At 66.8% G+C, this 12545-nt stretch carries 13 protein-coding genes and 1 pseudogene; 4 read left to right on the top strand and 10 right to left on the bottom strand.

Annotated features, from left to right (window positions below):
- Nucleotides 1-24 precede the first annotated feature (24 nt).
- Entirely contained in the window at nucleotides 25-348 is a 324-nt protein-coding gene (locus GUY37_RS15725) for an ArsR/SmtB family transcription factor (protein WP_166827508.1), read from the bottom strand.
- Nucleotides 349-547: 199 nt separating this feature from the next.
- On the opposite strand from GUY37_RS15725, the gene GUY37_RS15720 reads away from it, so the two are divergent.
- On the top strand, nucleotides 548-1624 hold the full coding sequence (locus GUY37_RS15720; protein WP_166827507.1) for an NADH:flavin oxidoreductase/NADH oxidase: 1077 nt from the start codon (nucleotides 548-550) through the stop codon (nucleotides 1622-1624).
- A 44-nt stretch (nucleotides 1625-1668) separates the two neighbouring features.
- On the opposite strand, the gene GUY37_RS15715 is transcribed toward GUY37_RS15720, so the two are convergent.
- The 9 genes from GUY37_RS15715 to GUY37_RS15675 all read right to left on the bottom strand — a co-directional run bounded on the left by GUY37_RS15715 (nucleotide 1669) and on the right by GUY37_RS15675 (nucleotide 8767).
- The gene (locus GUY37_RS15715; protein WP_166827505.1) at nucleotides 1669-2505 is read right to left on the bottom strand and encodes a polyphosphate polymerase domain-containing protein; all 837 of its coding nucleotides are present in this window, start codon (nucleotides 2503-2505) and stop codon (nucleotides 1669-1671) included.
- A 1-nt stretch (nucleotide 2506) separates the two neighbouring features.
- Nucleotides 2507-3151 (bottom strand): DUF4956 domain-containing protein, encoded by a 645-nt coding sequence (locus GUY37_RS15710; RefSeq protein WP_166827504.1) that lies wholly within the window; start codon nucleotides 3149-3151, stop codon nucleotides 2507-2509.
- Between the two features lie 76 nt (nucleotides 3152-3227).
- Complete coding sequence (locus tag GUY37_RS15705) at nucleotides 3228-3896, bottom strand: response regulator transcription factor (RefSeq protein WP_166827503.1); 669 nt, start codon at nucleotides 3894-3896, stop codon at nucleotides 3228-3230.
- Nucleotides 3893-5323 (bottom strand): sensor histidine kinase, encoded by a 1431-nt coding sequence (locus GUY37_RS15700; RefSeq protein ID WP_208094692.1) that lies wholly within the window; start codon nucleotides 5321-5323, stop codon nucleotides 3893-3895. The genes GUY37_RS15705 and GUY37_RS15700 overlap by 4 nt, the downstream gene beginning before the upstream one ends.
- Complete coding sequence (locus GUY37_RS15695; protein ID WP_166827502.1) at nucleotides 5307-5636, bottom strand: hypothetical protein; 330 nt, start codon at nucleotides 5634-5636, stop codon at nucleotides 5307-5309. Before GUY37_RS15695 ends, GUY37_RS15700 begins: the two co-directional genes overlap by 17 nt.
- A 107-nt stretch (nucleotides 5637-5743) precedes the next feature.
- Entirely contained in the window at nucleotides 5744-6121 is a 378-nt protein-coding gene (crcB, locus tag GUY37_RS15690; protein WP_166827501.1) for a fluoride efflux transporter CrcB, read from the bottom strand.
- A gap of 6 nt (nucleotides 6122-6127) precedes the next feature.
- Nucleotides 6128-6643: a fluoride efflux transporter FluC gene (locus GUY37_RS15685; protein WP_166827500.1), complete on the bottom strand. Its 516-nt coding sequence runs from the start codon at nucleotides 6641-6643 to the stop codon at nucleotides 6128-6130.
- Nucleotides 6640-7248 carry a universal stress protein gene (locus tag GUY37_RS15680; RefSeq protein ID WP_166827499.1) on the bottom strand — a complete coding sequence of 203 codons (609 nt, stop codon included), beginning with the start codon at nucleotides 7246-7248 and terminating at the stop codon, nucleotides 6640-6642. Before GUY37_RS15680 ends, GUY37_RS15685 begins: the two co-directional genes overlap by 4 nt.
- A 250-nt stretch (nucleotides 7249-7498) precedes the next feature.
- Nucleotides 7499-8767: an aminotransferase-like domain-containing protein gene (locus tag GUY37_RS15675; RefSeq protein WP_228278212.1), complete on the bottom strand. Its 1269-nt coding sequence runs from the start codon at nucleotides 8765-8767 to the stop codon at nucleotides 7499-7501.
- Between the two features lie 204 nt (nucleotides 8768-8971).
- On the opposite strand from GUY37_RS15675, the pseudogene GUY37_RS15670 reads away from it, so the two are divergent.
- The 3 genes and pseudogenes from GUY37_RS15670 (at nucleotide 8972) to GUY37_RS15660 (ending at nucleotide 12354) form a co-directional block, all read left to right on the top strand.
- A pseudogene (locus GUY37_RS15670) lies at nucleotides 8972-9523 on the top strand (DinB family protein).
- Nucleotides 9524-9667: 144 nt separating this feature from the next.
- On the top strand, nucleotides 9668-11431 hold the full coding sequence (locus GUY37_RS15665; RefSeq protein WP_166827498.1) for a sensor histidine kinase: 1764 nt from the start codon (nucleotides 9668-9670) through the stop codon (nucleotides 11429-11431).
- The gene (locus GUY37_RS15660; protein WP_166827497.1) at nucleotides 11428-12354 is read left to right on the top strand and encodes a response regulator transcription factor; all 927 of its coding nucleotides are present in this window, start codon (nucleotides 11428-11430) and stop codon (nucleotides 12352-12354) included. Before GUY37_RS15665 ends, GUY37_RS15660 begins: the two co-directional genes overlap by 4 nt.
- Nucleotides 12355-12545: the final 191 nt, after the last annotated feature.

Genomic DNA, 12545 nt, shown 5'->3' with positions numbered 1-12545 from the left:
GGGGCCAGTTATCGGACGCGTATCTCACGCCTCGCCGCGCTCGATGTCCTGAGCGGCGAAGACGGCGTCGAGGAGGCCGGGGAAGCGGGCGTCGAGGTCATCCTTGCGCAGCGTGTTCATGATCTTCGTGCCCTCATATTCCTGGCGGATCACTCCCGCTTCGCGCAGTGTGCGGAAGTGGTAGGTCGCCGTGGACTTCGACACCGGCAGCTCGAAGGTCGCGCACGCGTGATGGCCGAAAGCGTCGTTGAGCTTGCAGGCGACGGTGCGGCGAACCGGGTCGGCGAGTGCGGCCAGCACGGTGTCCAGTCTCATCTCGTCCCGGCTGGGGTGGTCGAGTGTGCGCATCAGGAGCCTCCCGTCTCGCCATCGTGTCGGTCTGCGGCGGCGTCGGCTGTCGAGGCAGCCACCGGTCGCGGATGGTGTCGTCTCCCTCTATTGTACGAAATATTTGGTAGTACGAAATTTATCGTAGTAAAGTGCGAACTCGAAGTACGAAGAATCTCATACTTCCGAACGACCAATCTCGACGAGATCACGAGGTGCCATGTCTCATCTGCTGTTCGAACCGCTCACTCTGCGCGGCCTGACCTTCCGCAACCGCATCTGGGTTCCGCCCATGTGCCAGTACTCCGTCGAGACTCTCGACGGGGTCCCGGCGCCTTGGCACACCGTCCATTACGGTGGCATGGCCCGCGGCGGCGCTGGCGCCGTCATCGTCGAGGCCACCGGGGTCACTCCGGAGGCGCGGATCTCGGCCAAGGACCTGGGACTGTGGAACGACGAGCAGCGCGATGCCTTCGTCCCCATCGTCGATTTCCTCCATTCCCAGGGCGCTGCAGCGGGCATCCAGCTCGCCCATGCGGGGCGCAAGGCCTCGACCTATCCGGAGTGGGGGACCGACCACGACGGCAGCCTGCCCGTCGACGAGGGCGGCTGGCAGACCTTGGCCCCGTCCGCGCTGGCCTTCGACGGCCTTGCCGAACCGCGCGCCCTGACCGAGGCAGAGATCGCCGAGGTGGTCGCGGCCTTCCGATCCTCGGCCCGCCGGGCGATCGAGGCCGGGTTCGACTTCGTCGAGATCCACGCCGCACACGGATACCTCCTCCACGAGTTCCTGTCCCCGCTGAGCAACACCCGCACCGATTCCTACGGTGGAACCGTGGAGAACCGGGCCCGTCTGCTGGTCGAGATCGTCGATGCCACCCGCGCCGAGGTGGGCGAACAGGTTCCCGTGTTCGTGCGCCTGTCCGCGACGGACTGGACCGAGGAGGGCCTCACGCTCGAGGACACGGTCGAGGTCGCCGGTCGGCTCAAGGAGCATGGCGTCGACCTCATCGACGTCTCCTCAGGCGGCAATGTGATGGCGACGATTCCTGTCGGTCCCGGCTACCAGACGAACCTGGCCGCGGGCGTGCGTAAGGGATCGGGCTTGCCGACTGCGGCCGTCGGTCTCATCAGCGAACCGTTCCAGGGTGAGCACATCCTGGCCACCGGCCAGGCCGATGCGATCCTCGTGGGCCGCGAGTACCTGCGCGATCCGAACTTCGCGCTGCGCGCCGCCGACGCCCTGCGCTTCGACATCGACTACCGGCCGGCTCAGTACCACCGCGCGTACAAGTGAGCTGAACGCCGTCCGCGGGGAGAGCGCGTTCGCGGACGGCGCTGTCACCGGAAGAAGCGACGGATCGTCCTGTTCCACGGATTGGCAGGCAGCTCGGGATTGAGCAGCGAAGCACCGACGCAGTACTTGCTCACTTTGTGCTCGCGGATGCCGGCCTGCTTGAGCAGGTGGTCCCAGATGCTCACGCCGTCGGCACTCTTCGTCTCGACGAGGACATCGCGTGGCCCCTCATGGGTCTCGCCGCCATTGCGGGTCTCGATATCGAGGTCGCAGGTCAGCCGCTGTTGGTCGTGAGTGAGCGTGATGCGATCGTAGACAGTCTCTAGTACGGGGGCCAGATCCGCGGCGCTGACCCGCGGCCTGGCCGAAACGCCGCCCTGCGGGTCGAGGATGGCATCGACGAAGTTCTGCCCGGCACCGGTCAGCTCCGTGGGATGGTCGACGGGGTGGATGATGCGCTGCTTGACCGTCTGCCCGCGATACCCCTTGGATTTGACCTCGAGGTGACTGGTGCCGGTATCGACATAGGTTCGGGTGCGGATCTTGAAGCGTCGACGTCGACCCTGCACATGATCGCGGAAGAACCGGAAATCCGGGGTGTCGAAGTACACGGTCCGGTATTCGAAGCGATGCCTGCCGGCGATCTCGAGGACCTGGAAGTCATCTTCGGTGGCAACGAGGAGATCGAGGAACAGCTCCCGGGGAACGAAGTACTTCCGATCCACGCGGGTCATCATCCGGGCCTGAGCGTTGAGCTCCGCGAGAGTGATCGGCTCCATGTTCGCCAGCTGAGCATCGATGGCGGCCAGATCTCTCGCCGCGGTCCCCTCGGATGAGGTGGCGAGCGAGTTCTCCGGATTCGTATCGGCAAGGGTGTGCATATCAGCGCACCTCGGCATTGGAATCCGACATCCAGGCCACGGTTCCGCTCTGCTGGGAGGCCGCTGCCGTCTCGGCGCGGGAATTCGCAGCGGAAGTGCGGGCCGGCTTGGTCGTGTACCGGATGTCGACCAGTGTGGTGTCCCGGACCATGTCGATGTCGAGGACCTCGACCCGCACGGTTTCGGCATCGAAGACGTCCTTGAGGTGATCGATGAGCTCATCGCGGTCGGTGATGGCGCGGTCGACGGTGAAGGTGTGGCGGTGCGTCGAGGAAGCGATCAGTGGGCTGTCGAGGATCGCAATGGCGGTGATGACCAGCAGTGACAGCAGCGGGGTGAGCCAGATCGGGTTCGGATGCAGTCCGGCCAGCAGACCGAGTGCCAGCGCTGTGAAGTAGTAGGCGATCTCCTGTTGCGTGATCTGGTCCGAGCGCAGGCGGATGATCGAGAGGATTCCGAACAGGCCCATGCCCAACCCGACGCCGACCTCGACCGAGCCCAGCGCCGAGGTGACCGCGACGACACCGATGTTGAGTGCGACATAGGACAGCAGCAGATCCCGCCGACGATGCCTGCGGAAGTACAGAACGTAGGCGAGCACGAAGATCGCAATGAGATCGGTGGCCAGGGCAATGGCGAATGACATGTTTCCTCCTAGTTGATGTTCATTCACCAGATTGCTCATCGCAGTTAAGACAATGATGAGGGGAAGGTTAGAGTCTTCACATCTTCGGCACACTGAGCCGATACCCGGCCCCGCGCACAGTCTCAATGGTGCCCCGGCCGAGCTTTTCCCGCAGGTAGCGCACATAGACGTCGACGACATTCGAGCCGGGGTCGAAGTCGAGTCCCCAGACTCGGCTGAGCAGCTGAGCGCGGCTGAGCACCTGGTCGGGGTGCCTGAGGAAGGCCTCGAGCAGCGTGAACTCTCGAGAGCTCAGCTCGATCGCTTTGTCCCCGACGAGGGCGCGTCGCGTGCGGATATCGACGGCGAGGTCTCCAGCGCGCAGCACGGTCGCCTCCTGCGCGTCGACTGGTCGCAAGCGCAACCGCACCCGAGCGAGGAGCTCGTCGAAGGCGAAGGGTTTGCGCATGTAGTCATCGGCGCCGCTGGAGAGCCCGGCGACAGTGTCCTCGATGGATTCACGAGCAGTGAGGATGATGACGGGCAGGTCGTGACGTTCGGCCCGAATCATCCGCAGCACGCTGAAGCCGTCGAGGCCGGGCAGTCCCAAATCGAGGATGACGAGGTCGAAGCCGCCGCCGCGGACGAACTCGACGGCCATGTGTCCGTCCTCGGTCACCTCGGCGGCGAAGCCCTCGGCAGCCAGACCCTTGGCGATGAACGACGAGATGCGGTCTTCGTCCTCGACGATGAGAATGCGTGTCAACGGCCGTCTCCTTCTTTACCGTGCCAGGGCAGGGTGAGTGTGAACAGTGCGCCTTTTCCTGCGTCGGACTTCACGCTCACCGTACCTCCGTGGGCGCGGGCGATGCGGTCGACGATCGTCAGTCCCAGGCCGGTGCCCTTCCGACCGCTGCGGGCCGTGCGTCCTTTGGCGAAGCGTTCGAAGATCCGTTCCTGGTCCTCGACGGCGATGCCGGCACCGGTATCGCGGACCCACAGTCGCACGGTGTCGCCGTCGAGATGGCCGCCGAAGGCGATGGTGTCTTCGGGTCCGGTGTGGTCGACGGCGTTCGAGGCCAGCTGCAGCAGCGCTTGGGTCAAACGCTCTTCATCGACGAGGCCGAAGCCCTCGGGAGCCGCGTCGATGATCCAATTCCGCGGGGCTAGGGCGCTGGCCTTCGAAAAGCTGCTGATGACGAGGTCCATGAGGTCGGTGTTCGCAAGGTCGAGGAAGTCCGGCCGTTCGCTGCGGGCGAGCATGACGAGGTCATCGACGAGTCGGGACATCCGCTGCAGCTCGTCATCGACCAGGTCCAGGGTGCTCTGCCGGTCCTCAGGCTCGTCTCCCATGACCTGCAGCTGCCCGCGCACGACTGTGATCGGGGTGCGCAGCTCGTGTCCGGCATCGTCGAGCAGCTGCCGTTGTCCGTCGAAGGCCGCTTCGAGCCGGTCGAGCATCCGATTGAAGGTGACGCCGAGCTGTGCCACGTCATCGTTGCCGGTGACCTCGATGCGGCGGCTCAGTTCGTCTTCGCCGATGCCCGCGGCGGTCTCGCGCAGGCGTCGGATGGGTTCGAGAACGCGCCCGGCGACGATCCAGCCGAGGAATCCTGCGGCGACGAGAGCGACCACGGCCACCGAGGACATCGTCCAGATCGTCGTCCATGCTTCGTCGAGGTCGGAAGCGAGGAATTCGATGATGACCAGCTGAGCTCGCTGCGGCTGCCCCTCGATCTCGACGGGCACGATCGCATAGGCGACGGGCCCGACGGATGTCTTCATCTCCCCTGAGCGCGGCGTCGTCGTCTCGGACGCCACAGCGATGAAATCGGGATCCTGATCGAGTCGCAGCGGTGGGGTGTCGGCGCTGCGCTGATCCTCCTGACCGTCGACGATGGAGAAGAAGGTCTCTGTGTGCTCGGGCAGATTGTTCTGCAGGTGACTCGTCATCAGGTCCCTCACCGAGGTGTAGGGGCGATCATCGGCGGGGTCGGGTCTGGCCGCAAAGTCGCGGAATTTCGTGACCTCGTGTTCGAGTTCGGCGCCGGCGTGGGAGCGCACCCCCGCCAGCTCCGCCCGGGCTGTGGAGGTGACGATGATGAAGACCGCGACGGTGAGAACAAGCATGATCCAGGCGAGGATCCGGGTTCGCGCACTGGTGCCCCGGCGACGATCAGTCATCGTCGTCATCGCTACCGTCCCTGTCGGCATTGCGGTCACCGGCCGAGCGCGGCGGTTCGGGAGTGATGCGGTCGGCACCGGTGGGAGGACCGGATGAGGGCGGATTCGGTGTGTTCGAGGGGCTTGGCGTCACGGAGGGCTCTGCTGTCGGTTCGTCGGCGGGCGCGTCCGGCGCGGGCGCCGGAGCCGAGTTGCCGGAGGGGACGATGACCGGCGGACCCAGCTGTGTGTCACCACCGTCGATGGACCGGTCCAGCCCGAACAAGGCGAGTGCGGCGAGCACAGCTGTTCCGATGATCAGCAGCCAACCGAAACGCCCCATACCTCCAGTATGGGCGACCCAGTGCTCGGTTCGAGGGGAGCGGCAATGAGAATGCTCTCATCCGGTAGGGGCACGGAGCCGGTGGGAGCCGCTCAGGGCGGCGGTCTTCAGGCCAGTCCGCCCAGCCACAGCCCGAGTGCCGCGGCCGCGGTGGAGACGAGGAGGGTGCCGAGCCCATTGACCAGCCCAGCGGTCCAGCGGCGTTCCTGGATCAGTCGGATGGTCTCGAAGCTCGCCGTTGAGAACGTCGTATACCCGCCGAGGAACCCGGTGCCGAGCACCAGGTGCCAGGACTCGGGGAGGACATGGGCCGCCGCCGCTCCGGTGAGCACTCCCAGCGCCAGCGATCCGGAGACGTTGATGATGATCGTCCCCCACGGCAGGGCGACGCTCATGCAGGACTTGATGAGCCCATCGAGCAGCATCCGCGCCGTAGCCCCCAACCCGCCGGCGACGGCGAGTGCGATGAAGACCAGTGCAGTCACTTCGCCTCACCGCCTCTCGTCGGATCCGAGTCTGCTCGGACCGATCCGGAGTTCGTCTGCACAGATGACGGAGTCGAGTCCGCCGGGCTCGACTCCGCGTCGGCTGTGGAGCGCCGTCGCCGTGGCGATGCCCGCGAATGTGGCGAGTCCGCCGATGAGCACCGTGCCCACTCCGTAGGCGAGACCGACACCGGGACTGCTCGCACCGCCGTGGCCCGCGCCGAGAAGGCCGGCCGTATCCGCGGCCAGAGCACTGTACGTGGTGAATCCGCCCATAAAACCGGTTCCGACGAGGATCCGTGCTCTCCGGCGCCACCCCTCGTCGGGACCGCTGAGCGCCAGGGAATCCAACAGCAGCCCGAGCAAGAACGCGCCGAGGATGTTCACCGTGAGAATCGCCCACGGCACACCGCCGACGGCCGGCATACCCAAGCTGACCGCTTCGCGTGCGGCCGTGCCGGCCGTGCCGCCGACGAACGCGAGCCCCAGATAGGACAGACGGAGGTGGACCGGCCGGGTCACTGCTCGCCCTCGCCGGTTTGCAGCTCAGCAGTGGGGGAGGCGCCTGGGGGCGGCGACGTCGCAGGAGCTTCGGGGTCGTCCATGCCGTCTTTGTCGGTGGCCAGCGGGACGACGACGAGCGGGCGATGCTGGTGCCTCGAGAGCTGGATCGCGACCGAGCCGTTGAAGAACTCGTGCAGCGAGCCGCGGATTCCCGCGCGCCGGACTCCGAGGACGATCATCCGGGCGTCGAGCGCATCGGCGAGCCGATCGAGTTCCTGCGCCGGAGACCCCGCCAGCGCCCGGGTCGACCAAGCGACGTCCGTTCCTGCCAGGGCGGCAGCGATGCGGTCCTGGAGATCGGGGTCGAATTCGGTGGCCGCCTCGGCCGTGGTGTCCGGATCGATGGGCATCGAGCGCACAGTTCCGTCGGGGCGGGTCTCGACGTTATAGCGGGAGTCGTCGACGTGGGCGCAGACGAGCTCGGCGTCGAAGTGGGCGGCATAGTCCGCGGCGGCGGCGATCACCTCGGCGGGCTGATCGGGGACGATGCCGAGGATGACGCGGGCGCGCGGCGGCCCGTCATGTCTCAGATCGCGATCTCTCGGATCGGGGCTGGTGCTCATGGTCTCTCCTACCTTTCGGGCATGCTGACGCCGGTCGAGGTAGGGACTGTTGTCGAAGACGGACCGTCACGGTCCGCGTCGAGGTTGGGTACGGCGAGCCCCACCGCCGTGCCGCGCACGCGCGACACCATCATTGTGCCACAGGCGACGGACCCAGCCGCCGTCAGTGTGGATCACCCGGGGACGGCCGCGAACGATCGCCGAGGTGGTACGGATACGGCGGGCCACCTCGGCGACGGGGTTGAAGACGTCAGCGCTCTGAGCGGTACCGATCGAGCGCGCGGCGGAGGCGCTCGAGTCCGTCGTCGATGCGGTCGGGGGCTGCCGAGGCGAAGCACAGACGCAGTGCGTTCGAGAAGTTCCCGGCCGGCGAGAAGGAGGGACCGGGGATATAGGCGACACCCTCCTCGAGCGCCGTGGTCATCAGATCTTCGGTCTTGATCGTCTCGTCCTCGAAGGTCACCCATAGAAAGAAGCCGCCGTCGGGGTCGGTGGCTCGGATCTCTCCGGGGAAGAGCCTCTCGAGGCCTTCTGACATGGTGATCTTGCGCTCGCGGTAGGCCTCGCGCAGGGTCTTGACGTGAGCGTCGGCACCGCCTTCCTCCAACCAGCGGGCGATGAGGTGCTGGTTGGGAACGGGGGCGCAGGAGTCCATCGTCTGTTTGGCGTTGACGGCGAGCTCGCGGACCTCGGGGTCGACGTCGATCCAGCCCACGCGCAGGCCCGGGGCGACGAACTTCGAAAACGTGCGCACACCGAAGATGAGGGGATCGTTCGGGCTGAGGTCGCTCAGCGCGGGCACGGACTCGCCGGAGAAGCGCAGCATTCCGTACGGGTTGTCCTCGATGATGACCGAGCGGTGCCGGTGGGCGAACTCGAGGAGGCGCTCGCGACGCGGCAGAGACATCGTCACCCCGGCCGGGTTCTGGAAGGTCGGGACGGTGTAGATGACCTTCGGGGCGCGCCCGGTGCGCTTCGTGTGCTCCTCGAGAGCCTCGATCTGCATGCCTTCGTCGTCGACGGGAACCTCGAGGATCTCCGCCTCATAGCTCATGGCCGTGGCCGAACCGTTCGTGTAGGTCGGCGACTCACAGGCGACGAGATCACCTGGAGTGACGAAGAGTTTGAACCCGAGGTCGAGGCCCTGCATGCCCCCGGAGGTGATGAGGAGGCGGTCGCGGTTTCCCTGCTGTTCGGGCGGGATCTGTTCGGTCGCTGTGAGGTAGTCGTGGAGGGCGTCGATGAGGACCGGCTCGCCCTTCGTCTCCCCGTAGGTGAAGTTCTCCGGGGAGAAGACTTGCGCGGCGATGCGGGCGAAGTCCGCGGCCGGGAGCATGTCCGGGGCCGGTGCCCCCATGCCGAACTTGACGATGTCGTGGTCGTATTGGGCCAGCACCGTGGTGGAGGCATCGATGACGGACCCGACGAGTTGGTCGTGGCGGCGAGCAAAGGGCAGCGCGGGAGTCTGCGGCTGGTTCTGCGAAGCACTCGTGGCCGGATGCATTGAAGTGGTGGACATGAGCGACCTCCTCTGAGCGGTGATGCCCTGAAGTCGACTGCTCCGGCGACGTTCAGAAGGCTCCTGCCCGAACGACGGGTTACGTGGGTCACTTCAGCATAGGTCCGGGTGACCTGCCGGACAAGGATGCTGATCGCCTGCGATTCCGGGCGAGTCGGCGCTCGGGTCTGTCCTCCCTCGCCGAGGCGGCTCTAAGCTGGAGCCATGACAGGTGCAGGCGCCGACGGCGGCAGTCCGACTATCAGACCTTTCGATGTGCGCGAGTACGACCTCGGCGTGCAGTTCACAGCGTTCATCGACGAACACCGACAGCATCTGCTCGGGAGCCTCGACGACCTGAGCGAGGACGAAGCGAGGAGGTCCCTGGTGCCGAGCAGAACCCGCCCGCTGTCTCTGCTCAAGCACGCGGTGTTCGTCGAAACCGTCTGGTTCGGTGAGGCGGTCACCGGCCGAAGCCGGGTCGACTAAGGGCTGCCGCAGGACTCGAAGGACTCCTTCCTCCTCGACGCCTCGGACACGATCGCCAGCGTCTCGGCCGACTTCCGGGCCGCCGTCGAACGCTCGCACGCCGCGATCGAAGGGATGGACCTCGACACCGTGCTCACCGGCCATCGGGCCGGACCGATGCCGCTCAAATGGGTGCTCCTGCACGTTCTCCGCGAACTCGCCCAGCACTGCGGACACGCGGACATCCTCCGCGAGCAGATCCTCGCCGAACGGGGGAGACGCAGCGGCTGGCCCGGGGCTGCGCCATAGGGGAGGGCCGCCTCGGTGAGTCGGTGCGGGCAGCCCTCCAGAGTGAGCGGGCTGCCGCGGGTGAGCGCCGTGGTCGGCATGGTCTGCTCGGATCAGCCCTGAGTATGATGTGAGCCCCGGCGACGCGGAACTAACATGGCCGGCATGAGCAATCGATCGATCCGGACCGAGGGCCACCGCCCGGAGCCGCAGCAGCACACTCCCGACCGCGTCGACCGCATCCGTCGCACCCTCACCGCTCATCCGTGGATCGTCGACTCGCTGCTCTGGGCTCTGCCGATCACCTATCTGACCGTCGTCTTCACCTCCTCCCAGGCCGAGCGGAGCGAGATCGCCCTGGTGCCCGTGGCTGTGCAGGTCGGCATCGTTCTGCTCCAGACGCTGCCGCTGGGACTGCGGCGCACTGCCCCGCTGCTGAGCTCGTCGCTCATCGCCGTCGGCTGCCTGCTGACCGTGCTCACGATGATGGGACCGACGTTCGGAATCGTCGCCGTGCCGATCACCGTGTATTCGACGACGGCGTGGGGGACACGGAACCACGGTCGCATCGTGCTCGCCCTGGGCCTCCTCGGCGCGCTCTTCCTGGGCGGGTGGCTCTACCTCGTGTCCCTGCAGGCGATGATCGGGGTGAACCCGCGGCCCTTGGCATTCGGCGAATACGTGCTGCTGGTCGTCGTCGTGGCGCTGTGTGCTTCGATCGTGCTCATCGCCTGGCTCTTGGGCGGAGTCGGATTCCGTCGCCGCCGCGAGATCGAGGGCATCCGGGAGCGCAACCGCCTGCTGGAGCGCGAACGCGAATCCGAGACCCGGCTGGCCGCCGATGCCGAACGCATGCGCATCGCCCGCGAGATGCACGATGTCATCGCCCATTCCCTGTCCGTCGTCATCGCCCAGGCCGACGGCGGACGCTATGCGGCGAAGACCGATCCGGCCGTCGCAGTCGGAGCCCTCGAGACCATCGCGCAGACCGGACGGGAAGCCCTGGCACAGACGCGGTCGCTGCTCGGCTTCCTCCGCGCCGAGGAGGACGACGAACGCTCCTCGTCGCCGCTGCCCGGCGTCGCCGACATCGGCTCCCTCATCGCCGATGTGCGATCGGCGGGGCTTCCGGTCTCGGTGACCGAACTGGATGACGTCGACCGCGGTCGCTTGGCCGAAGGAGCGTCGCTCGCCGTCTACCGCATCGTTCAGGAAGCGCTGACGAATGTGCTCAAACATGCCGGAAACGGTGCTCGGGCACATGTCGAGCTGCTGGCCGAGGACGCAGAGCTCGTCGCCCGAATCAGCGACAACGGAACCGGACAGACGAGCGCCCGCGGGAGCGGAGAAACGGACAGCCACGGAGCGGACGACCCGACAGGGACGGCTGCCCACGGCCGTGGCTACGGCATCGTCGGCATGCAGGAACGCGCCGCGCTCTATGGCGGCACGCTCACGGCTCGACCGATCCGTTCGACCGGAGTGAAGGACCGTCCCGAAGGGCGCACCGACGCGAAGCCCGGGTTCTCTTCCGGTGCGGTCATGGGAAGCGCTTTCGGAACGACGACGGGATTCCTCGTCGAGGCCCGACTGCCGCTGTCCGCTCCCGCGCCCACTCCCGAACCCGAACCCGAACCCGGGCCCGAACCCGGGCCCGAACCCGGGCCCGATTCCGGACTCACCCCGGGCACCGGCACTCATGATTCGTCCGATCATGGAGAGAATGGGTCTGCCGAAACCGGGCAGACCGCCGGAACAGGACAGACAGCCGGAACAGGGGAGACCGCCGAGGCGGGAGAGAATCAGATCGCCGCAACAGGAGAGGCTGCCGAGACCGAGCAGAGTCAGCCCGCCGAGGCCGGACAGGCCGCCGAGGCTGCCGAGACCGGAGAGAGTCAGTCCGTCGAAGTCGAGGAGAGCAGCCGATGAGCGTCGATGACGAGGCGACCGTGCACGGTCGGACTGATGCTCGGGGGAGTGGGCCGCTTCGCATCGTGCTCGTCGATGATCAGGCCCTCGTGAGGGCGGGCTTCGCCATGGTCATCGACTCCCAGCCGGACCTCACCGTCGTCGGACAGGCCGGCGACGGTGCGGCAGGTCTCGACATCGTCAGGCAGGACGAACCCGATGTCGTGCTCATGGACGTTCGGATGCCCCGTATCGACGGCATCGAAGCGACCCAGCGGATCCTCGCTCTCGCCGACGAGGGGACGATCCGTCCCCCGAAGATCATCGTCCTGACCACCTTCGACGATGACGACTACGCCCTGCGCGCGCTGCGGGCCGGTGCGTCAGGCTTCCTTCTCAAAGACACCCTGCCCGAGGTGCTCCTCGAGTCGATCCGCACCGTCGTCGACGGTGGTGCAGTCATCGCCCCCACCACCACCAAACGACTGCTCGAGACACGACTCCTGCCCCACCTCGGCGCGGGAGATCCACCACATTCGGATCTGAGATCGGCGGCCACGGGAACCGATGCGACATCGGCCGAGGGCGTTGCGCCCACCCCGCCCGGGGACGGTGAGCCTGCATCATCCGAGGTCGGCACCTCTGCGCTGAACGGTCGGGGGACGCTGAGCACCGCTGGCGCGGACGCGTCCGGGATGGCCGGTGCGAGCCGTCTCGATGCGGCCGATATGCGCCGGCTGGAGTCACTGACCCAGCGCGAGACCGAGGTCCTCGTCCTCATCGCCACCGGTCTGAGCAACACCGAGATCGGCGAACGGCTCTTTCTCGCGCAGCCGACCGTGAAGACCCACGTCGGTCGGATCCTCATGAAGCTCGCGGCTCGCGACCGTGTGCAGGCCGTCGTGTTCGCCTACGAAGCCGGCCTCGTCGGACCCGGCCACTGAGCCAGGGGCCATCCGCACGAGACCGAGGTCGCCCACACGAGACCGAGGTCCATACGAGACTGAGGTCCGCACGAGACCTGGGCCGTGTTCGGGGCCCGACGACGATCTCGGAAGCCCGAGATCATCCTCAGGTATGACGGGTGGGACACGGCCGCCTCGGCGCTCTGCGGCGAAGACCATCCTCAGGTCCG

Origin of the sequence: Brevibacterium limosum, from assembly GCF_011617705.1 — a bacterium.
Taxonomy (GTDB): Bacteria; Actinomycetota; Actinomycetes; order Actinomycetales; family Brevibacteriaceae; genus Brevibacterium; species Brevibacterium limosum.
Note: the sequence above shows the minus strand (reverse complement) of the source record. Positions and strands in the feature narration are given on the sequence as shown.